Origin of the sequence: Shewanella sp. 2_MG-2023 (assembly GCF_030548905.1) — a bacterium.
GTDB classification, from domain to species: Bacteria; Pseudomonadota; Gammaproteobacteria; order Enterobacterales; family Shewanellaceae; genus Shewanella; species Shewanella electrodiphila.
The window spans coordinates 93,999-116,508 of the sequence record NZ_JAUOSO010000010.1; the positions used below are offsets into that span (position 1 = coordinate 93,999).

The window sequence follows — 22,510 nt, forward strand, 5'->3', positions numbered from 1 at the left end:
TAGTCACTTAACTGAATAATTTATTGATAATGTAAGGAATAACGCCATGGAACAGATAACACGCATTAATCATTACGGCTTAAGAGTTAAAGATTTCGAAGTATCAAAGGCATTTTATGCACAACTCGGATTTAACTATATTGCCGGCCCAATAGGACCTGAGCCGGTTGCGATTATCGAGCACCCTAGCGGTGTCAATATTAACTTTATTTTGAACGCCGCAGATACTGACACTAACGTGTTAATGGATATTCCGACTAAACATACTGGCTATACCCATGTGGCATTAGAAGTGACGAGCGCAGCAGCGGTGATAACTAAGCTAGCTGAATTAAACATTCCATTGAGTGGTGAACCAATTAAGCATGTCAATGGCACCTCTTTCTTTATCAGAGACCCTGATAGAAATGTGGTTGAGTTTATTGAATATAAAGGCTTAGATATCCATTAACCCTTTACAGAAACCATTAATGAACAAATAGAAAAACTGACTTAGACATATAAGGCAATTACATGAAAATTTTAGCATTCGCAGCAAGCAGTAGCCGTCAATCAATTAACAAACAATTAGCTAATTACGCCGCTAACCAAGCAGCCAAATTAGTCGATAACGCCGAAGTAGAATTACTGGACATTAATGACTATGAAATTCCATTATTCAGTGAAGATAGAGAGAAAGAGCTAGGCCAGCCAGCACTAGCTAAGGCTTTTTTCGACAAAATAGGTCAAGCTGACGCTATCGTTATTTCTTTTGCCGAACATAATGGTTCTTACACCGCTGCATATAAAAACTTATTTGATTGGACATCGCGTATCGACCAAAAAGTATTCCAAGGTAAGCCAACTTTACTACTAGCAACCTCTCCAGGACCTGGCGGTGCCAGCAGTGTTTTAGCCGCTGCAACGGGTTCAGCCCCATATTTTGCCGCAGACGTGAAAGGCTCAATGTCAGTACCTAGCTTTTATCAGAACTTTGATGCTGCAACAGGCGAAATAACCGACTCAGCGCTAGTACAACAGTTAACTCAAGCAGTCAGTGAATTGGTCAGTAACTCATAAAGCTTGAGCAGTTTTAGCTTCATTTACAAACCCGATAGCGCTGTACTATTGCTACAGCGTTATTAGATTGATTGCCATTGTCTGCTACTATCTCTATTTCTGAGTGCAATATGCCGCCATTGGCTATGATCATTTTCGCTGACGCCTGATTGTGTTTATGGCAATGAATGTGCAGTTCATTCATGCCTTTACCCTTTGCCAATGCGATAGTTTGCGCCATCAATTTAGCCCCTAAACCTTTACCCCGATAACTCGGTCTGATCCCCATACCAATATGACCACCACAGTGCCTTATGTTGTCATTAAGGGTTAAGCGTAAATTGGCTACACCGATTAAGTCTACTCCGTCGACTAGCCAATAGGTTTCGCTGGCAACATAGCCTTGAGGCAAATTAACCCCATCAGCAAAATCCTGATTTTTTTGTAGCATTGCCGCAAAATCATCACAGTCAAAATCAAGCGGAAATGGGTAACGTTCTTCATCAGCTAGTTCAGTAATGTAAGCCAAATAGCTTGCCTGATACTGCATACAAGGTTTAATCAATTTCATCTCGTTATCCTGCAAACTATTCTCCTGCATATCATTCTGTGACACGCCACTTTGAGCCATCACATCCATAGCAAACACCCATTTATATTTTCGATAGTCCATAAAAAAGGGCCTTGCAGCCCTTAATGAATATCGGTAACAGGCAAATTATTTTCGACCTAAAATCCGTAAAATCCGCAGGAACAAGTTAATAATATCCATGTAGAGCGCTGCAGCACTGTCGATAGCATTATCGACGGTTTTTGGTATTTGATTAGCACGACCCCAGTCATAACCAATATAACCACAAAAAATCAGCACCACTATCCAATCTAATATGCCGTGATGAATACCAAATACATAGATTTCAATCAGTTCAACCACGATAACCAGCAAGAGTGCAATCGTCAGCGCACCAGCAATTTTACTGAAAAAAGCGGGAAACAATGTGCCTAAACACATCATACCAATGGTGACCAAGCCAGTAATTCTAATCGCTTCAGACACTAAAGCCGCATCATACTGACTGACGACTAAATTGATAATAAAACCAAACGGCACCACAACAAAGTTGTAGCCAATAAAACTCACAATCGGTTTATCAGACGATGAAAACAGGTAAATACCGAGAAAACATGAAGCAAAATAGCCAATAAAAAACACCCAAGAATTAACTGAAGCAATGGCTTCTGGGGAGATGTTCGTTACCATCCACCAGTTCACGCCAAAACCCCAACAAAGGGTTAAACCTATGACCAAATTATACAGCGGCCCACTGATAATATTATCCGTGGTATGCCTACGGTCAAAAACATTTGTTTCCACTTAATATTCCTTTTAAGTGTGGCGCTTAATCAGCATGGCATAACTGCACCATGCTGATGTTCAAGCACTATGAATTTACTCTGATTTACTTAACTAAACGTAAAATATAAGGCACTTTGATGCTGTCACCTTTAGAGGCTGCAATTGCACCTAAAATACAAAATACTAGATTAAAAATACCTACAGCAAACATAGTTAACATGCCAATGACAATGATAAATAGCAGGCTTGAAATGAAGTAACCAATAATGACCGTAATCGATAAGTTTAATGACTCTTTTGCTTGTTCACGGACAAACTCATCATCAGTTTTCACCAGATATAAAACTAAACCAGGGATAAAACCAAAAAAGATGGTGCCAATCCAGCAAAGTAGCGCTAGGTTTTTAGAATCTTGGTTAATTTCTTCGACTTGTAAACTTGTTTCTTCGCTCATGTTGAATCCTTTTTCATTCGCTTTATGCTGTTTTAAAAAATAATTAAATTATTGTTATTGAAGGCATATTAGGAATAGTTTGTTACAGGAGGATATAGAAAGGCGTGAAGAAAAACCTTGAAAGCTCCTTTTCACTGACTCAATAGCAATCCTTCACTATTCGACTAACAATATGTTCTGCAGTTAGATTAACCAGCATAAGCATGTTCCGCAATAGTTCCAGCGCTTAAATTTCAATTTAATTTAATTTATTAATCATTTAAAAACATTGCCTTAGTTAATATTTTATCTGCTCAGTAAAATGCCATCAGTTTAAAACATTGATACTCAAACTTGCTTTGGCACATAAAGGTAACTATCGGTTTCTTGGCCCATATAAAGTAGCAGCTGAAGAGATTAGTAACCCTAATTTCATAGCCAAACAAGTGAGCAAAGACCTATGCATAACACCCTGCGAAATAAGAATATCCGTGTATTCAAGCTTATTTTTAGCACAGTGCTGTTCTTTGCGATCAGTTTATCTTTATACGTATTCAGCCAATATCAACGGATTACATCCGATCAGCTGACTCGAATTAATGACAGTCATAAGCAACGTTTGGCTTTCTCATCTCAACGCTTATCAGATGTGATTGAAGAAGTTGACGACATCATCAAAAAAATATCCACCAGCCCACAGATTGAGTTATTCAGCCAAACGCCAAGCAGCCGAAATCGCACTGCACTAGAAAACATGTTTTATTTCATTGTTAAAAATGAAAATGTTTACTCACAAATTCGCTATTTGGATGCTTCAGGTATTGAGCTCATCAGGGTCAATAATAAGCAAAACAATATCGAGCGCATTCCTGTATCTCAATTAGAAAATAAGTCAAAACGCGCTTATTTTCAGCATGCACAAGCACTTAAACAAGGCGAAATAGGCACCTGGCCTGTTGATATTGAAACTGAAAACGGCCAGCTAATGAAGCCAATCCAAACCAGTTTACGGATCATCATGCCTGTTTATCACCTCAACGCACGTCAAGGCTATATCGTCATCAACCTCAGTGTGAATAACATCCTTAATGCCATTGAAGAAATGCAAAGCGACACCTTTATAACGCGGTTCATTGACGAAAACGGCAACTTACTCGCCAGTGACAAGCCATCTGAAGTCTTAGGCCATTTATTTAGCACGGATGAACAACATAATCTTGCCAATGATTTTGCTGTTTTATGGCAACAAATATTGTCTTCAGATGAAGGACGTTTAACCATCGATAGCATGGTTTACTCTTATACAGAGCTAGGACTCAGTGCCGTTTATGCACCATTAGGGAAATATATTCTTATTTCGTCGCCGACAAGTTCTGCGTATGTCACCGAACAAAAACAAAACCTACTAACTAAGGCTATTTTGCTGCTATTGCTCTTACTAGGATTTTGCAGCTATCTCTTCAAAATTTATAACAGCCATGAAAATAATCAAATGAATCAGCAACTCATGGAAGCTGCCTTTAATGGCATTGCTGGTGTCATTATTACCGATAAGCGCTTTAAGTTAGTCAAAACAAATCAAGTATTTGTGAGGGTTTCAGGCTTTACTGCTAATGAATTAATCGGCGAGTCACTGGCTAAGTTAAACCTGAAGTTTTCGCAAACGGAAATGGTCGCAATTCAACGTCATTTGCAAACAGATAATTGGCAAGGTGAAGTCATGGGAACCAATAAGTCAGGCAGTGAATACGCCTTGATGGTACGCATTCAAGTACTCAGAAATAGTTTTGGCAGCGTGAAAAAATATGTGGTTACGTTTACTGATATTACTCAGCGAAAGCAGTTGGAAGAAACCCTTAGAAATCAGAGTGAGTCTGACCCATTAACAGGTTTATGGAATCGAAGAAAGTTTGATGATGAACTGACTAAACTTAACATATTCACTAAGCGCTATAGTAATTATCAAGCCTGCTTAGGAATTATTGATATTGATTTTTTTAAAAAAATTAATGACCAATATGGTCACGATGTTGGTGATGTAGCACTTAAAAACTTAGCCAGTTTTCTAACTTCGCAATGCCGAGAAACTGACATTATTGCGCGTATTGGCGGGGAAGAATTTGCCATTTTGATGCCTCATACTTCTCTTGAACAAGCGGAGGCTGTACTTAATCGCTTAAAACAAATGATCGCTCACAGTGAATTGATGCAATTTACTGTGAGTGGTGGAATTTCGAAAGTACAAGATGATGCCACCTTAGCTTTTAAGCATGCTGACATTGCCCTATACACTGCTAAAGCGGCTGGGAGAAATCAGATTCAAGCTTTCGATGCTAACTCACTTGAACATAGTAAAAAGTTGACTGTCATTGCCCCTTTGAATCTTAAGCACGCCAACGATGATATCAGTATTAAACAGCCAGTTAATTTGTGAGTATGATCAAGTAAACTGATTAAACTATTTTTAAATTTAGCCGATACAAGTTGACTGTAGAGAGTTGCATTCACTAGATGATTTAGCTGAATTCGCGTTATGCCATAAACATAAAACACGCATACTGGGATCTCTCTCGAATTAATTGCTATTCATTGGCGTTACCATGCCTTGTTACATGATTCACAATATATGACTCAACAATATATTACCAAAAGCCGAACATTAATAACCTGAACATGGGCTCATACTGCTAACTAAACCATAGATAATTCAGATTCAACTAGAATAAATTATCGTGAGTTTAACAGACGAAGTCACTGCTCAAGTTTGGCTTTGGTAAAGGAATATTTAAGATGAAACAAATCAATTTTCGCAAAGTCGATGCCATACTGATCAAGTTAAGCTTAAATGGTAAATTTTGGGTAATTTGCACTTTAGTCACCCTGATTACCGCGACGGTGGCCCTTAGTACTTACTTTAATACCAGCGCAAACATCAAATCGGCCTCAGAGCAATCAGTCCAGTCAAGAGTCAATGCACTGGCCGAAAGCGCTCAACTTCAATCCCTTGAAGGCCAAGAGCTATCTCAATATGCGCAACAACTCAATGCGTCTATAGGCTCGTTAATGCAACCACGCCGCAGTGGTGACAATGTCACAGTGAGTGCCCCGATTAATAACCAAGCATTAGTCATCACTGTTAATGTCGCTAAGCAAGAAGCCGATGCACTCTCAAGCGCCAGTAGCTCACTCTTATTCGCCTTTATCGGTTTACTGCCGCTGTACTTAGTGTGCTATTGGACTTCAACCTCTCTCGGTGGCGGATTATGGGACATGTATGTTGCCATCAAGCGCCTTGCTGACGGCGACCTCAGTCAACGACTTAACTTTTTTGGTACTGATGATTTCAGCTTAATCGCCCGTGAAATTGATCGTAGCGCCGATAATATGAGTGAAATGGTCACCGCCATTGCTGCTAATGCGCAAACGCTGTCTGAAGCGGCGAATGAATTTAATCAGCAAGCCAATCAAAGTGAAGAACTCACTCAGTATCAACACGAATTTTTAGATACGGTATCCGTCGCGATGACGCAAATGACAGCCGCTATTGAAGATGTATCCCATAATGCCAGCAGCACGTCAGAACAAAGCCAAGAAAACGCATCGCAAGCCAGTAATAGCCAAGCTCAAATTGCTGAAGCAGTTAATCGTATTGGTACCCTAACCAGTCGAATCTCAGAAGCTTCAACCTCGGTAGGCGAGTTATCTCAAGCGGCAGCCAATATTGGTGCTGTAGTGACCACGATTAATAGTATTTCAGAGCAAACAAATTTACTGGCGCTCAACGCGGCTATCGAAGCAGCGCGAGCCGGTGAACAAGGTCGAGGGTTTGCAGTGGTAGCAGATGAAGTGCGAACCCTGGCAAGTCGCACCCAACAAGCCACAGTTGAAATTCAAACCATGATTGAAGGGCTACAAAAAGACACCAATACCTTATCGCAAATCACCACGGATATTGTATCTCAAGCAGATCAAGGTAGAAGTGCAATTGAGTCAGTAGGTCATGATGTGGATAGTATGGTGACTTCAATTAGTAGTGTGTTTGATATGAGTTCACAAATTGCAGCGTCATCTGAAGAACAAAGCGCGGCATCACGTGATATTGCTGGTCAGCTAAACGATATTCGCGGCCAAGCAGAAACCATTAGAGAAACCGCTCACCGCTCAGTAGCACTTGCAGCCAATTTAACCCAATCGTCTGTTGGGCTTGATGATATTTTGAAGCAGTACACGCTTGCTGAAAAATAGCAGCGTCTACACATCAATGCCATAGTGTTTAGTATTAATTAAATGAGCACTTCACTAACTAAACTAATAAAAAAACCAGCAATCATGCTGGTTTTTTGTTTAAATATCCAAAATTTATTTAACTGATATTACGCCACATTACTGATCCAAACGGTTTGATAAGGCTCTAATAATTGCGTTGCAGTAATGTCATTAATCACTTCACCATCAATCAAATCAAACCAGGTTTCTGTGCCAATTAAATTAAGCTCGGCTAAGGGTAAGTCCATCGGTTGATCGGTGATGTTACTGATACAAAAAACACTTTGTCTTCGATCGCGGCTTTGACGCCAAAAACCAAATAACTGTAAGCCTAAATGCAAGGTAAATTGAGTCGCATTAGGGTTAAATGCTTTTTGATTCGTTCGAATGCTGATCAGTTTAGTTAATGACGCTAACACCTTACTGTGAACATTATTTTCATCAGCTAATAGACCATTAAGCGCCTGACAATCCCAGCGGTGACGATTGATAGAACGATTATGGGAGGTGTTAGCGAGTTTTTCATAATCATTCCCCGTACCGAGTAAACTGTGAATATAAATACCAGGGATACCTTCCAGCCCTAACATAATTGCATGGGCACAGGTAAATCGCGCCAAACCAAACTGATCTTTACCCTTTGTCGTCCCTTGCAGCGCGTCAATTAACGCTATGTTCATTTCATAAGGTTTTTTCTGGCCATCTTCGCTCGTTCGGCTGGAAATTTTGCCACCAAATAAGGTCATGGTGTCCACCAACACCTTGATCTCTTCATCTTCCAATATCCCTTCCACTGGCCGTAAACCAACACCGTCATGAGAAGCAATAAAATTGAAATAAGTGGTACCGTCTTGCGCTGGTGGCATACTCATTTGCCAACGCTTTAAATACAAACAACTACCTGTAATCAAAGTATTGATAAGTAACGGCGGCAAAGAGAAGTTATAAATACAGTGGGCTTCGTTAGCATTACCAAAGTAGGTCAAGTTTTGAGTATTAGGAATATTCGTTTCAGTGATAACGACTGCATCATGTTGTGCGTGCTCAATAAGCGTGCGCAGCAGACGGATCACTTCATGGGTTTGCGGCAAATTAATGGATTTGGTGCCAACGATTTTCCATAAAAAAGCGACTGCATCTAAGCGAAATATATTCACTCCAGCATCAAGATACTGACGAATAATCCGCACAAATTCCAACAAGACTTGTGGGTTTCTAAAATCAAAATCGACTTGGTCATGGCTGAACGTACACCACACATGCTGCAAGCCTTTAATGGTTTGTGTCGGCCTGAGTAAATCAGAGGTTCTTGGGCGCACGACTTCTGCCAAGTCATCTTCGACATTGGCAGTAAAAAAGTAATCGTGACCGACCCCTTCACCTTTAATGAAGTTTTGAAACCATGCACTTCGGCTAGAGCAATGGTTTATCACTAAATCTGACATCAACCTGCGTTTTGCAGCAATCGTCTCAATATCAGACCAGTCCCCTAAGCCATCATTGACACTGGAATAATCGATAACAGCAAAACCATCGTCCGAGCTAAACGGAAAAAACGGCAATATATGCACCGAATTAATGCACTCAAGATGAGTGTCCATAAATTCAGATAAGGTCGCGAGCGGATTTTGATTCGGACACATGATGCTGTCACCGTAGGTAATCATCACCACATCTTGTTCTGACCAATGATTACTAAACGGTTTCGGGGTAAATCCACCTTGCTCGATACGCATTGCATCAATTAAAGCATCAGCGATCTCATCGCTTTCAAGCGCTAATTCAACATCTTGATAGATGCTATCAAGTTGCTGTGTAAGCTTGTGTTTTAAACATTCTAATTCTGTCATTTGTCTTTCTTCTAACCTGAGTCATTTCTACTCACTACCAAGCCCTTGAAGCCAGCGGCTTTAGCAACTAAATCTAAGCGCTAAATCTAAGTACTAAACCTAGGCACTTAATCTAAGTACTAAATCGTTTAAGGACTTTGCAGTGAAAACCATAGACCAGAAAACCCAACACTCATAACTTACATGAACTCGGCGTTATCTGCTTCGACAGCGGCTTTAAGCTGTTCGAGTACATCCGGCATTGCGCTAATCACGCGGCTCCACGTTGGCATGAACGGCGTTTCCATCGGATTATCTAAAAAGCGTTGCCCTGCTGTGACAATATTTTGGGTGAACATTTCTACTGCTTTTTCTTCAGTATGAATATCAGTAGTGAGCCCATTCATCAACGCATCATTATGATAGGTTTCTACGTAATCGAGTGCGATACGGTAATAAGTGGCTTTTAAGGTTCTAAAGGCTTCTGTATTAAAGGTTTCACCTTGAGTGGCGAGTTTCCTAAAGAAAGCCTTAGTGATATCGATCGACATTTTAGATAAGCCAGCCTCAGCATTATCTAAGGATAAATCCTGATGCTTATGATCATAATTATCCGCAATATCCACCTGACAAATACGATTATGAGCATAGTTACGGTGCATTTCACTGAGCACACCAATTTCGAGACCCCAATCGCTAGGAATGCGCAGATCGTTTAATACGTCACGGCGAAATGAAAACTCACCCGCCAATGGGTAACGAAAACTGTCCATATATTCTAGATATTCATTGTGTCCTAAAACCCTCTGAAGTGCCTTAATCAATGGGGTCACTAGTAATCGTGATACGCGGCCATTGATTTTTCCATCCGACATACGCGCATAAAAACCTTTACTAAATTCGTAATTAAACTGTGGATTGGCCACTGGGTATAACAGACGAGCAAGTAATGATTTTTCATAAGTGACAATATCGCAATCATGCAGTGCCACCGATTCCGTTTTACCAGACGCTAAGGTGTAACCCATGCAATACCAGACATTTCGTCCTTTACCGAGTTCTTTTGGTGCTAAACCTAACTTACTCAGTTTGGCATCTAATGCCTGTAATCTAGGGCCATCATTCCACAATACTCGATGATGTTGCGGCAGTTGATTAAAGAAACCAAGCGCTTGCTTATATTGCTCTTTATCGGCCCTATCAAGCCCAATAACAATCTCACTGAGATAGGGTACTTCTTTTAACTTACTGATTATCTGCGGTAAGGCTTCGCCTTCAAGCTCTGAATATAATGAAGGCAAGATCAAGCCTAAAGGACGGGTTTTAGAAAACTTGAGTAAGTCCTTTTCCATTTCATCATGGGTACGCTGAGTTAAGTTATGTAGCGTAGTAACAATGCCATTTTGGTAGAAATCGGCCATATTATGCCTCCTCAAGTGTGAATGATGGTGTGGATGTCGATGACTCTAATAACAAGGCCTGCAAACATTCAGCCCAACCTTTAGGGCCATAATGCTCGCTCTGCATGGTTTTGTTGTCTGTGATGATTTTTGGAAAAGTATGAGTGGGTGACTTAATTTGAATTGCCACATCAGCGGCCTCTAACATGGCGCTGTCATTACCACTGTCGCCTAGGGCGATGGTTTGCACGCTGGTTTGATACTTGTCTGCATACACTTGCGCAAGCCAATCCATTGCGCGACCTTTATCTGTATGACCACCCACATGTAAAAAACGACCTCCTTGAAGCATGTTCGCTCCAAGGCTGTTCATATGTTCTATAAAGGCTCTTTTTCGGCTTTCATCGGCCGTCCAAAGTACAGGTTCGGAATAATGTCTCACTAAGGCTAAGGTCGCCTTTTCAGCTGATAAATCAGTAAATTCACATAACTCTTCTGCAGTTAAAGTTGAAAAGCCAATATAGTCGCTGGCAAAATCACTCGCCTTTGAATCTAATAGCTGTAGCCAATGTTCGCGGGGTTCACAGAACTCTTTTACCCAATAGTACCCTTGGGTAAATGTATCAGCAGGTTGGGTATCAAAATAGCCGATGGGGATATAAACCACCGCGCCATTTTCGGAAATAAAAGGAGAATTGAAACCAATTGTCTGTTGGATTTTTTCCATTTCAGCAAAGGTTTTACTAGTATTCGCAATGATGGGAATTTGTTTTTCTACCAAAGCCTCAATCACCCCGATTGCACTCGAAAAGCTATAATCGTAATGATCCAGTAACGTGCCATCCATGTCGGTAAAAATAAGCGGTCTTGTCGTCATATTTATTCCCTTCCGTTCGCAAACAAAAAATATCTCTGTTTAAAACGTTTCAGGTTATATGCCAGATCGTAATAGGCTGCACTAAATTGGAACAGACAGAGGCTTTAACCATTGAAAGTAATCAATAAAATATTGAGTGATATTTGCAAAACAAATACTGCTTTTGAGGTAATTAAGGGCATTGTTGCGAGGTTTTAAAACAACTTACGCACCAATAAGGTGCAAATTTGGTCATTGAGTTGCGCAGAGAGAGCCACTTGAACCATCATCTTTTAAATAACAAACGAGGTAAACTTATGCGGCCCCAACGTTTGAATTGCTAGGCTATTTAATAAATTTTTAATGCTCAGAAAGAAAAACAACAGTTTACTTTAAGCACATTCAGCAAGGTAAACTTTATTTCTTCCTGAAAATTTAGCTTGGTAAAGCGCATCATCTGCCTGTTTAACTAATGTCGTTAGTGCTGTATGGCTGTCGCTTAGCACTGCAACTCCTAGGCTCACGGTGAACTCGACAGTCTCATCATCAAATTGAAATGATTGAGATGCTATTCCATTGCGTAATCGATCTGCAATATTAAATGCTTCTTCTTTATTGGTATTGTCTAGAATGATTAAAAACTCTTCACCACCAATACGTCCTACGAGATCATGCTTTTTAAGCCAGCTTTTTGCTCGTTTAGCGGTTGCATCAATCGCTAAATCACCAATATGGTGACCATATTGGTCATTGATCGATTTAAAGTTGTCGATATCAAAAATAATCACAGCGACAGGTTGGTGCTTCTTCCAGGCTTTTTCTACGATTTTTTGACCGATTTGAAAAGTATGACCACGGTTTGCAAGCCCCGTTAAAAAATCGGTTTGCGCCCTTACTTTTAAAGATTTTCTCGAAAAAAGTAAAAACAATACTATGCTAGCTAGAACAACCAGAATGACGATGAACAAGCTCATTTTAAGCTCATTGATACGTTCTTTATCTTTTACTGATGCCCAATTCAATTCATTGATGGCTAACTTATTTGCCAGTAATTCATTCTCAAAATCGGCAATTTTTGAATTATGCTCCAGCGAATTACTCACCACTTTGTTATCGATAACACTTTGATTAACTTTTCTCTCTATATCAATAACTTCAAACAATTTACTTGCCGCAATAACGGGCTTATTTTCATCCAGTGCGATAATGGCATCGGCCTTTAGAAACATTGCTTTCATATTGGCGGCAAAGCGCTTGTTTAATCGAAACGTTCTTGCAGCTTCAGCAGCTTTTTTGGCATCTCCACTTTTAAAATAGGCCAAGGCTAAATACAAATAATTACTGGAGATAAAATACTTTTCTTTTGTGGTGTGCTCTAAGGAAACCGCATTTTCTAAATGGAATATAGCTTGTTGATAATTTTGAGTCCGTAATGCAATACGTCCTGCATTTAAATGAGCAAAAAACAGTAAATCTTTGGTTTCATCAACCATATTTGCTAGGGCAAATTGTGCTTCAATGCTCTTACGCGCTTTGTCCCAATCAGCTAACTTAATCGCTTGGCTGACCATGTTATGTTGCATGTTAAACATATCTTCAATGTCATTAATGCTTTGCCAGGTTTGATACGCTTTTTCAAAATTTTCATAGCCTCTTTGATGTAAGCCTACGCTCCGATATAAACTGCCTGTTGCGTTATAAATCATCGCTTTACGATGTACATTGAGATTCTCACTCTTATCAATAATCAGCATGGCTTCATCAAGTAAGGCAATCCCTTGATAAACAGTTTCAGGCTCACTGTAACAAAATGCATTTTGAGTTAAGGTTTTTGCGAGTAGCTCAGAGTTGTTATGTTGGCGGGCATAAAGAAGCGCTTGTTTTCTATCGGCACAATACACAGCAGGATCATTGCTTTGTAAATACAAAGCAAAGGACTTTTCTAAATGACTATCAATAAGTACATCAGTAATTGGCAGATACTTTACTAATGCAATGCCTTTGTCATAACTGGCAATGGCTTTATCCAATTCACGAGCTTTTTCATATAATTGACCATAGAGAAACCACACTTTGGCTTGCTGCTCTGGTTTCAAGCCGTTATTTCCCAGACCAAACTGATCTAATAACGCTATACCTTCTTGAGGGCTGACAGATAAAGCTGACTCTTCTAATATATCTAGACTGTTTATATCATGAGAATTTATATCATGAGAATTTATATCACGAGAATTTATATCACGAGAATTTATATCAAGAGTATTTGCAACTCCACTTGCACTGAATGCAAAAATGGCACAACACAGCCATACTCGCCAATTTTGCATCATTTAAAATCCCTATCCATCTCAATCCACTAACCCTTTAGCAGTATATCTATTTCAAGCCAACATAGCATTCCATTAAAGGTAGAATATTGATTTAAAGATATATTTGTGACGTATAGTTACATATGGAACAAAAATAATTACTGCTTCTAACGTAAAAATATGACTCTGTGAATGAATAAAAATATGACACTGTCGAATAAACAAAATATCTACACTCGGCTTTCATTAGACCTCATTGTAAGCCTCGATTGATTTTAATATTTTTGGAGTGTTTCAGTATTAACATGCTGCCAAATAGAGATGTTAAATGCTTATATGAAGCGCTTATGTGCAATGTTTATGTGCAATGCTTATGTGCAATGCTTATGTGCAATGCTTTTGTAAATTGCTTAGTCGTACATAGATCAAAAGCTATTTGGCATTATGCGGTCGCTAGGGTGAACTGCTGGCTAATGGCATCTAAGCACACTTTGACACTCAGTGGCATTCTATTGTCAAAGGGGTGTAAGCCATAGACACTATTTAACGCTAATTTCTGCCCCAGAAAAACTTCACATAACTCATGTTCAGACTTGGAAAAATAAAAATCTGGCACTATTCCTATACCGCTTCCTGATTGGATTAACGCTAAGCAAGTATGAAATGAGTTAGCAATACAGTGTGCTTGTGCTTGATAATGCCAAATTAATTTTTCTGAATTGATAAATTGATGGCTAATAGTTTTACTTTGCCATGAATTGGCGACATAGGGTAAAACTTGCCACGCCTTTGATTCAATAAGTGTTTTGTTGCCAACAAGTACATCTCTAAACTCGCCAATGCGTTTTTGCTTTAAGTTACTTGATGGTGACTGGCCAACTCGAATCGCTAAGTCAATGTCTTCATTTACCAAATCCAAATGTTGGTCATGACTAATTAACTCTGGTTTTAATTGCGGATATTGCACTAACAGTTGTGTAATAGCAGGAGCAACGAGGGTTTCCATAAGCGCATTTGGTGCCGTTATTCTTACTTTACCTTGAGGCACATTCTTTGTTTCCTCAGCTTCGAGCCATGCGTCACTGGCGATCTGATTTATCGTTTTACATTGTTGATAAAACTGCTCACCTGCAGCGGTCAGAGCTTGCTTTCTGGTGGTGCGTTTCAACAATATGATGCCCAAAGAAGCTTCCAAGGATTTTAAATGCTGACTTACCACTGACTTTGATACTTCTAACGCTTCAGCTGCGGCGGTAATCGAGCCCATTTCAACAATATGAGCAAATACTGACATTTGTCGTAATCTAGACATTTATTGTTCTATTTAACTTAACAGTGAATATCAATATAGCTGTTTTTAAGAGCTAATGATAAGACTAATCTAGATCTCAATGACGAAATAACAGCTTATCAAGGAACCTCAAATGACAAATAACACGATTACTGGCACTGACAACTCAATATTAGCCGCATGCAAAAAAGGGATTGCTGCATGGCAAGTCGCATTTAACCATCAAGATGCCAAGGCTTGTGCAGCTCAATATCAACAAAACTGCATTATGACAGCACGTCCATTTGGTGTATTTGAAGGGCGCGAAGCTATTGAAGCTTTTTGGCAAGGTATTATGGACCAAGGTTTTAACCAAGTTGACTACACTCAAGTGACTTGGGAAGCTGAAGGCGAAAGTGGCTATATTTTAACCTCGCAATGGACAATGAATAAAGCTTTTGGTGTTGTACATCGCGAACTTTGGGTTGTTGAAGCAGACGGACGCGCTAGACTCGCTAGCGACGAATTTGAAGTACAAGGCGAGCGCTAAACATTATGCTATCTGTTTATCTCCGTTGATGAATGCAGCTAACATGATTGACAGTTCATCGATTTACAACCTTTCCCTAAACTGTGAGGGAAAGGGTTGTTTAGCTTTATCAATGCCTCGGTTGGTTGCAGTTTAAACTATTTCATTGCTGCTTTTACATACACATCAAAACGGTTTTTCTTCTGCGCTAATACCATGCTAGGTTTTACCCCATCTAAATCTTCTGCATAGTCAGGCCGCTTAACCACAACACGTTTTGTTGCCAGTGCCTGAGCAGGTTTTAATAGTCCGTCAGCATCTAAGTCTGCACCCACTAAGGTTTGAAACACGCGCATTTCTTTTTTTACTAATGCTGACTTTTCACGATGCGGGTACATAGGATCAAGATAGACGACATCGATTGCTTCACCTGATTGCGCTGCTGCATCGGCCAAAGCCTCAATGCTTGAACCATGGAATAAACTCATGCGAGCGAGCATCCATTCACCAATTTCAGCATCTTCATAGGCGCGGCGAAGGCCATCTTCAAGTAAAGCTGCCACCACAGGGTGGCGCTCAACCATAATCACTTTGCAACCTAAACTGGCAAGCACAAACGCATCACGGCCTAAACCAGCGGTGCCATCTACTACCGTCGGCGTCACGCCTTGCTTAAGTCCCACTGCTTTTGCAATAGTTTGACCGCGACCGCCACCGAATTTACGTCGATGAGCAACGGCACCTGAGACAAAATCAACACTGATCCCATCGAGTTTTGGCTCGTCGCGTTTATGTAAACTCAAGGTGTTGTGTTCAAAACGCAGCTCAAAATCCGCCTCTTTGTCCCACACTAATCCCCAACGCTCAGTAATATCGATGAGAGAAGGATATTGTTGATTAAAAAAGATAGGTATTTGCAAAGGGATCCCGACAGTCAAAGTGATTCCTGTTTATTATGCCAAAAGCCTGCGGCAGTGAATACCTATACCTGATGCCATAGAAAACTTATAATGCAGCTATTACACAGCATTTTGCTGTTCAAATAAGTTGGGATCTCTCATGTTAAGTTATCGTCACGGTTATCACGCTGGCAATTATGCTGATGTACTCAAGCACACAATGCTGCTTCAAGTGCTTAAATTGATGCACAAAAAAGATAAGCCTATGGCCTATATTGACTCCCATGCTGGCGCGGGAGGTTATGCGTTAACTGATGAGTTTTCGAAGAAAACGGGTGAATACTTAGATGGTGTCGCCAAACTTTGGGAACGAGATGATTTACCTGAACCTTTGCAGCAGTATATTGAAGATGTAAAACACTTTAATCAAGGTGAAGAAGAGTTAGCGTTTTACCCAGGCTCACCGGCTTTTGTTGACATGAACATGCGCGAAAAAGATCGCATGGTATTGCATGAATTACACGGCACCGACTTTGCTTCATTAGATGAGCAATTTAGTAACGACCGACATGTTCGCGTGATTAAAGGTGATGGTTTAAAAGGCTTGATTGCTGCAGTGCCACCTCTAGAGCGCCGTGCTGTCGCGCTGATCGACCCAAGCTATGAAATGAAGACAGACTATCAAGATGTTGCTCATGCCATCATCAAAGCCCATAAACGTTTTGCAACGGGTGTTTATATGCTTTGGTATCCAGTTGTAGATAGAGCGCAAACAGAAGCGATGCTAAAGATTTTGACTGACAGTGGCATTAAGCATCAACTGCGAATTGAACAGTCAATTACTCCTGATAATAATGTGTTTGGCATGACAGCAGCGGGCTTATGGGTGATTAATCCACCATGGAAATTAGATATCGCGGCTAAAGAAACCTTAGACTATTTAGAGCGCTGTCTTGGTAAAAGTGGCGGTAAAACCGTTGTGAAATTAGAAGTGCCAGAATAATTAGCGACAAAATAATTTAGTACTCAACAAAAAGCCCATGTAATTTTAATTGCATGGGCTTTTTAGTTTCAATGTTTCTAGCTTCAAAATAGTGATATCAACTTGCTAATCGCCATTTAACGTCCGAGAAAGAGCACCTAATATCGCACTAAAAATCCCAACACTCACATCCTTACGGGTATTATTACTCGATGTCTGACTTTGGGGGCGAGACTCCTCAACTTCCCTCTTTTCAGCATTTCCATATGCACCAATAACAAAGTCGTTAGCTGCATTTGTAGCCGTTCGTGCGGAACACGCTGTAAGTAACGGTACTAACAAACACGCCAATAAAATCCTTTTGTTCTTCATCATCCTTAACCCTTAAACTTAAAATTAAAATTAGCCCTTAATCTTAATCATTAAATCACTTTAAAAAATGCCCCAGCCGCTCCAGGAAATACCACAGGGCTAGTGTTGCCATCTCTACCCACGGAAGCTACGCCATAAAGATAATTATCTATGACCATATTCTTTAGTATAAATTCACTCACATTGCCAACAAAACGGCTATGAGTCCATTCTGATTCTGTGGTTAAGCGCCAATAAACACGATAGCCCACCACAGCTTTATCTTTACTGGCATCCCACTGTATTTTAGTGTTTGGCTGCATAATGCCTTCAATCTTCACCCCCGTTGGCGGCGCAGGCGCCCATGCCATTGAAGCCAAACTGATCGCATTTAATGCTGTTAACTTAGCATTAAAGTCAAAATCGACTCCTTCAATCACATCGCCGTATTCAATGCCATTTTCAGTGCGTAAGTCTTGGTGTTGACGGTCGTAATGTTCATTGGTTTCCATCACTCGAACCGCTGGTAAACCCGCTTTGTTAAAGGGCAAATGGTGTCCACCACGGCCAAAACGATCTAGACGATAAACCAGCATTACATCTAAGTTGGTCATGTACTGATCTGCTAAGGATTTAATGTTACGAGCTAAATTACGCGATGCTGAATCATTTTCGCCACCACTAAAATAACGCTCTTTCGCTTCTTCTTTGGTTTCAGCAATACGCACACCTTCAGAAAACACTCTAACGGTTGAATTATTGATAACGCCATTTATGCCAGCAATATTGCCTATCATGTCGTTATTCAACACAGCTTGAACCTGCCAATCATGCTTATTAGCATAATTAATTAGTACATCGCCGCCATATAAGCCTTGTTCTTCTCCTGAAAGCGCTGCATAAACAATCGTGCCATTAAATTGGTATTGCGATAATACGCGCGCAGCTTCTAACGCACCTGCCACGCCCGAGGCATTATCGTTCGCACCTGGTGAATCTGAAGTAAAGTCCATCGGGTCGGTAACCCGAGAGTCAATATCACCACTCATCATCACTACACGATTGGGATCTGTTTTACCTCTTTGTATTGCAAATACATTGACCACCTCAGTGGGTTCAGGAATACGTTTACCGTTAACGGTTTCTCCTACCATCACCACTTCAAGGCAGCCGCCACAATCAGCAGAAATACGCTCAAACTCGTCCTTAATCCAGCGTCTTGCCGCGCCAATCCCACGGCTATCTGACTGAGTTTCAGACAAAGTATGACGTGTGCCAAAACTCACCAGCTTAGCCACATCATCATGTAAGCGGCTCGCTTGTGGCGCGCTGGCAATATCGTATAAACGCAGATCTTCTTGTGAAGGTGCAGGTGTTGCTGCAGCGCTTAAGCTGATTAACGACGTTAATCCGACTGCAGACGTGAAGGTTTTTATTAATGTTTTTTGGTTCATAACATCCTCTAACTTTGTAGTGCAGCGCGATAGCGTTTTAGTAATATTTTGACTCGCTCTACATAGGCTTGTGTTTCAGGATAAGGCGGTATGCCTTGATATTTAGTCACAGTTGTTGGGCCGGCGTTATAGGCGGCACAAGCAAGATCAATATCATTATCAAACCGGTTGAGTAAGTAAGCTAAATATTGACTGCCGCCCCAAATATTTTGTTTGATATCAAAGGCATCACTAACACCTAATTCTTTTGCTGTCGCAGGCATTAATTGCATTAGGCCAATAGCCCCCACTTTTGAGCGAGCTTTGGCATTAAAGGCTGACTCAGCATGAATGACCGCACGAATTAACGCAGGATCTAATTGAAACTGCTCAGCGGCATCGGTAACAAAGTCGGCATGTTTAAAAGTAAATAATGGAATGCTATGCCAATCGACCTGGGAGTTGACCTGACACGCAAAACAATCATAAAGCAGCACTTCAAAGTCTACAGAGTCAGGCACTATGTTTGAAAACGTTGTAATACCACCTTGCTCATATTGATAAATTTTACGCTTCGCTTTGGTTTTACCTTGAGATAAATTTGTTGTAGAAAAAGAGGCCGTTTTATTGGGTTTAACCCAAGTTTTTTTAGGCTTAGAAACCACTGATGTTGCCGGAGAAAGTTGAACACCTTTAGTTTCAATAACTTTAGTTTCAATAACTTTCGTTTCAAGAATTGGCGCTTCGATTACTTTAGGTTGTAACACCAACATGGGTTTTGGTGATTCACTTGCTAGTGCAACAACAGAAGGATGAAGCACTTGCTGCTTTTTCGGCTTTAACTGCAATCGACTTTCAACATCCTTTGTAGATGAACTTTGCGTTGGTAACACCACTATCGGCGCTAATAGCACTTGCTGTGATTTAGTTTGCTTTACAGGCTCTGGCTGTACTTGAGCCACTTTGTTGGGTTTGATGTATTCTGTCACTGATTGCGAAAACTGCTTTTGCGGCTTAACTGTTTCAACATAGTGATATTGCTTAGTTGGTTTAGATGGCTTAGTTGGTTTAGATGACTGAGATGTCAGAGTTGGCTTAGATTCTTTTAGTGTATTTTCTTCAGGCGAATCGGTGAAGTTAATATCACCAACTACTGCAGTAGTTGGTGATAAGGTTAGCAAAGCCTTTTGCTGCTGTTTGCGCTCTAAATTAACTGCAACGGGTTTCATACTGAGTTTTGTTTTAGGCGTTGTAGAGTCTGACGTAGCGCTATCATTCGCCAGCACAGGGTTGGTCATGACAGTTAATACTGCAATAAACATGCTTAAGCTTTTGATTAAAAACTGTATTTTTCTCATTATGTTTAAACTGTAAAATCCTAATGCTCAAGCTTATGAAGCTCTATTTCTTTATTATTCAAGGTAATACCGAGCTCAGTTCACCTATTGTTATTGTTCATAATAGTCATACTTTGAACCAAAGTTCACCTTTAATAGCGTAACAAGCAGTGTTTTTTTATTGCGCACTTTTTTACAATCCATTCAAAAACCGGATAAAAAGAAGGGGTTAAACCAGTAAAAAAAGCAACTTTACAATTAACAGTCAATGAATTGCTTTATATACAACTAAATAATGAACAAATCACCCACGAACTAAATTTTACCGTTAAATAACAGCACCATAACGACAAACTGCCCTGGGTGTTTTTTATACCAGCTTACAAATAAATCATCACGATAGAGGCTGTTTTATCTTGGTTGAGTTGTGATAAAGTTAACTTCAATGAATAATGGTTGTTAAGTTATTTTTATCAACTTTTTCATCGTTAATTTAAGCTTAATTTAAAATAAATACGCTAGGCTGTAACTTGGCAAAATCTCAAACACATAATAATTAAGCCAAGCTAAAGGGAAGATCATGACCACACCTCCATCAAATACGAGCCCAACCGGTAATGGCGCGCCGCCAAATAATCAGACACCTCAAGATATTGCTTCTAGTGGTGCTTTTGTAAAATTTCTTAATATTGTTGAGCGTTTAGGTAACCTGTTACCTCACCCAATTACCTTATTTGCCATGTTCTGTTTAGCCGTTATCGCTATGAGCGGTATTGCAGGTTATTTCGAGCTCACGGTCGCAGACCCTAGACCCATTGGTAGTTCAGGCCGAAGCGAAGATGGACTGATCCATGTCGTCAGCTTAATGAATGCTGAAGGCTTGAGAATGATTGTCTCAAACCTCGTCACTAACTTTACTGGCTTCACGCCACTAGGTACCGTACTTGTTGCCTTACTAGGTGTAGGGATTGCCGAACGCTCAGGACTACTTTCAGCCGCTATGCGTTTGTTAGTGATGGGCGCTTCTAAGCGTCTTGTGACACTCACGATTGTGTTTGCGGGTATTGTGTCTAACACAGCCTCAGAGTTAGGTTACGTCGTGCTTATCCCAATGGCTGCGATGATATTTCACTCCCTTGGTCGCCATCCATTAGCCGGTCTTGCTGCTGCCTTTGCAGGGGTATCGGGCGGTTATAGTGCCAACTTATTGTTAGGAACCGTCGATCCACTGCTTTCAGGTATTACCGAAGCGGCCGCTCAGATGATTGATCCTGAGTACATTGTTGGACCAGAAGTGAATTGGTACTTCATGTTCGTTTCCACCTTTTTAATCACCGGGTTAGGCGCATTAGTCACTGAAAAAATCGTTGAGCCTAAACTGGGGAAATATGACGTAGCTGAAGCCGCTGACGATTTATCAGAACAAAAAATGGATGTGGTGACAGCAGAAGAAAAACATGCGCTAAAAATGGCAGGTTTTTCTGTATTAGTCCTATCTGGCTTACTTGCTTTAACCATTGTTCCAGAATGGGGCGCACTTCGTAACCCTGAAACAGGGTTAGTCGCAGGTTCACCATTTCTGAAAGGGATTGTTGCATTCATCTTTATCGGCTTTGCTATTCCAGGCTTAGTTTACGGTAAAGTGGTCGGCAGCATGAAAAAAGACACTGATATCATTAATGCCATGTCTCACAGCATGAGCACCATGGGTATGTACATTGTGTTGGTTTTCTTTGCATCTCAATTTGTCGCATTCTTTAAATGGACAAACTTAGGCGCAGTGCTTGCGGTTACTGGCGCCGATGCATTGAGCAGCATAGGATTAACAGGCCCACTAGTGTTTGTATTGTTTATCATGCTATGTGGTTTTATTAACTTAATGCTAGGCAGTGCATCTGCACAATGGGCGGTGACTGCACCTATTTTTGTGCCTATGCTGATGCTTGTCGGTTATGCCCCTGAAACTATTCAGGCAGCGTATCGTATTGGTGATTCGGTAACGAACCTTATCACCCCAATGATGAGTTACTTTGGACTTATTCTTGCGGTCGCAAGCCGTTATAAGAAGAATCTAGGAATTGGTACACTGATCGCTACCATGTTGCCATACTCTATCGTGTTCTTTATTGGCTGGACTCTGTTCTTCTTCCTATGGGTGTTCGTGCTTGGCTTCCCTGTAGGCCCTGGTGCTGCAACTTACTACACACCATAGAAAAGAGTG

Annotated in this window: 18 protein-coding genes and 1 pseudogene; 7 read left to right on the forward strand and 12 right to left on the reverse strand. The window is 40.5% G+C overall.

Going from position 1 to position 22,510, the window contains the following annotated elements:
• Nucleotides 1-46: 46 nt before the first annotated feature.
• Together Q4600_RS11615 and Q4600_RS11620 are read left to right on the forward strand one after the other, a co-directional pair.
• Entirely contained in the window at nucleotides 47-451 is a 405-nt protein-coding gene (locus tag Q4600_RS11615) for a VOC family protein (RefSeq protein ID WP_303516401.1), read from the forward strand.
• Between the two features lie 62 nt (nucleotides 452-513).
• Nucleotides 514-1,059, forward strand: coding sequence for an NADPH-dependent FMN reductase (locus tag Q4600_RS11620; RefSeq protein WP_303516399.1), 546 nt, complete (start codon nucleotides 514-516; stop codon nucleotides 1,057-1,059).
• A gap of 19 nt (nucleotides 1,060-1,078) precedes the next feature.
• On the opposite strand, the gene Q4600_RS11625 is transcribed toward Q4600_RS11620, so the two are convergent.
• The 3 genes from Q4600_RS11625 to Q4600_RS11635 form a co-directional block, all read right to left on the reverse strand.
• The gene (locus tag Q4600_RS11625) at nucleotides 1,079-1,711 is read right to left on the reverse strand and encodes a GNAT family N-acetyltransferase (protein WP_303516397.1); all 633 of its coding nucleotides are present in this window, start codon (nucleotides 1,709-1,711) and stop codon (nucleotides 1,079-1,081) included.
• A 45-nt stretch (nucleotides 1,712-1,756) separates the two neighbouring features.
• Complete coding sequence (locus Q4600_RS11630) at nucleotides 1,757-2,413, reverse strand: Bax inhibitor-1 family protein (protein ID WP_102529618.1); 657 nt, start codon at nucleotides 2,411-2,413, stop codon at nucleotides 1,757-1,759.
• An 85-nt stretch (nucleotides 2,414-2,498) separates the two neighbouring features.
• Entirely contained in the window at nucleotides 2,499-2,849 is a 351-nt protein-coding gene (locus Q4600_RS11635; protein ID WP_229370595.1) for a DUF4870 domain-containing protein, read from the reverse strand.
• A 439-nt stretch (nucleotides 2,850-3,288) separates the two neighbouring features.
• On the opposite strand from Q4600_RS11635, the gene Q4600_RS11640 reads away from it, so the two are divergent.
• Nucleotides 3,289-5,262 carry a diguanylate cyclase gene (locus Q4600_RS11640; RefSeq protein WP_303516394.1) on the forward strand — a complete coding sequence of 658 codons (1,974 nt, stop codon included), beginning with the start codon at nucleotides 3,289-3,291 and terminating at the stop codon, nucleotides 5,260-5,262.
• Between the two features lie 356 nt (nucleotides 5,263-5,618).
• Nucleotides 5,619-7,073 carry a methyl-accepting chemotaxis protein gene (locus Q4600_RS11645; protein WP_303516392.1) on the forward strand — a complete coding sequence of 485 codons (1,455 nt, stop codon included), beginning with the start codon at nucleotides 5,619-5,621 and terminating at the stop codon, nucleotides 7,071-7,073.
• Nucleotides 7,074-7,201: 128 nt separating this feature from the next.
• Here Q4600_RS11645 and Q4600_RS11650 read toward each other — a convergent pair whose 3' ends face one another.
• The 5 genes from Q4600_RS11650 to Q4600_RS11670 form a co-directional block, all read right to left on the reverse strand.
• Nucleotides 7,202-8,944: a sugar phosphorylase gene (locus Q4600_RS11650; RefSeq protein ID WP_303516390.1), complete on the reverse strand. Its 1,743-nt coding sequence runs from the start codon at nucleotides 8,942-8,944 to the stop codon at nucleotides 7,202-7,204.
• A gap of 179 nt (nucleotides 8,945-9,123) precedes the next feature.
• The gene (locus Q4600_RS11655) at nucleotides 9,124-10,344 is read right to left on the reverse strand and encodes a glycosyl transferase (RefSeq protein ID WP_102526971.1); all 1,221 of its coding nucleotides are present in this window, start codon (nucleotides 10,342-10,344) and stop codon (nucleotides 9,124-9,126) included.
• A gap of 1 nt (nucleotide 10,345) precedes the next feature.
• Nucleotides 10,346-11,200 carry a mannosyl-3-phosphoglycerate phosphatase gene (locus Q4600_RS11660; protein WP_102526972.1) on the reverse strand — a complete coding sequence of 285 codons (855 nt, stop codon included), beginning with the start codon at nucleotides 11,198-11,200 and terminating at the stop codon, nucleotides 10,346-10,348.
• A gap of 371 nt (nucleotides 11,201-11,571) precedes the next feature.
• Nucleotides 11,572-13,509 carry a GGDEF domain-containing protein gene (locus tag Q4600_RS11665; RefSeq protein WP_303516386.1) on the reverse strand — a complete coding sequence of 646 codons (1,938 nt, stop codon included), beginning with the start codon at nucleotides 13,507-13,509 and terminating at the stop codon, nucleotides 11,572-11,574.
• 421 nt (nucleotides 13,510-13,930) lie between these two features.
• Nucleotides 13,931-14,800 carry a LysR family transcriptional regulator gene (locus tag Q4600_RS11670; protein ID WP_303516384.1) on the reverse strand — a complete coding sequence of 290 codons (870 nt, stop codon included), beginning with the start codon at nucleotides 14,798-14,800 and terminating at the stop codon, nucleotides 13,931-13,933.
• Between the two features lie 112 nt (nucleotides 14,801-14,912).
• Between Q4600_RS11670 and Q4600_RS11675 the strand changes: the two genes are divergently transcribed.
• Complete coding sequence (locus Q4600_RS11675; RefSeq protein WP_102526975.1) at nucleotides 14,913-15,308, forward strand: nuclear transport factor 2 family protein; 396 nt, start codon at nucleotides 14,913-14,915, stop codon at nucleotides 15,306-15,308.
• A gap of 137 nt (nucleotides 15,309-15,445) precedes the next feature.
• Here Q4600_RS11675 and Q4600_RS11680 read toward each other — a convergent pair whose 3' ends face one another.
• A complete protein-coding gene (locus tag Q4600_RS11680) occupies nucleotides 15,446-16,213 on the reverse strand; it encodes a class I SAM-dependent methyltransferase (protein ID WP_229370605.1) in 768 nt (255 codons plus the stop codon).
• A gap of 133 nt (nucleotides 16,214-16,346) precedes the next feature.
• Here Q4600_RS11680 and Q4600_RS11685 point away from each other — a divergent pair, with 133 nt between their 5' ends.
• Complete coding sequence (locus tag Q4600_RS11685; protein WP_102526976.1) at nucleotides 16,347-17,189, forward strand: 23S rRNA (adenine(2030)-N(6))-methyltransferase RlmJ; 843 nt, start codon at nucleotides 16,347-16,349, stop codon at nucleotides 17,187-17,189.
• A gap of 105 nt (nucleotides 17,190-17,294) precedes the next feature.
• Here Q4600_RS11685 and Q4600_RS11690 read toward each other — a convergent pair whose 3' ends face one another.
• From Q4600_RS11690 to Q4600_RS11700, 3 genes and pseudogenes are all read right to left on the reverse strand, one after another.
• Nucleotides 17,295-17,543 (reverse strand): hypothetical protein, encoded by a 249-nt coding sequence (locus tag Q4600_RS11690; protein WP_303516380.1) that lies wholly within the window; start codon nucleotides 17,541-17,543, stop codon nucleotides 17,295-17,297.
• A 47-nt stretch (nucleotides 17,544-17,590) separates the two neighbouring features.
• A complete protein-coding gene (locus tag Q4600_RS11695) occupies nucleotides 17,591-18,973 on the reverse strand; it encodes a M28 family peptidase (RefSeq protein ID WP_303516378.1) in 1,383 nt (460 codons plus the stop codon).
• An 8-nt stretch (nucleotides 18,974-18,981) separates the two neighbouring features.
• Nucleotides 18,982-19,527, reverse strand: a pseudogene (locus Q4600_RS11700) (lytic transglycosylase domain-containing protein); the annotation flags it as partial.
• Between the two features lie 1,342 nt (nucleotides 19,528-20,869).
• Between Q4600_RS11700 and Q4600_RS11705 the strand changes: the two are divergent.
• Nucleotides 20,870-22,501, forward strand: a complete 1,632-nt coding sequence (locus tag Q4600_RS11705; RefSeq protein WP_303516375.1) for an AbgT family transporter — start codon at nucleotides 20,870-20,872, stop codon at nucleotides 22,499-22,501.
• The last annotated feature ends 9 nt before the right edge of the window (nucleotides 22,502-22,510 follow it).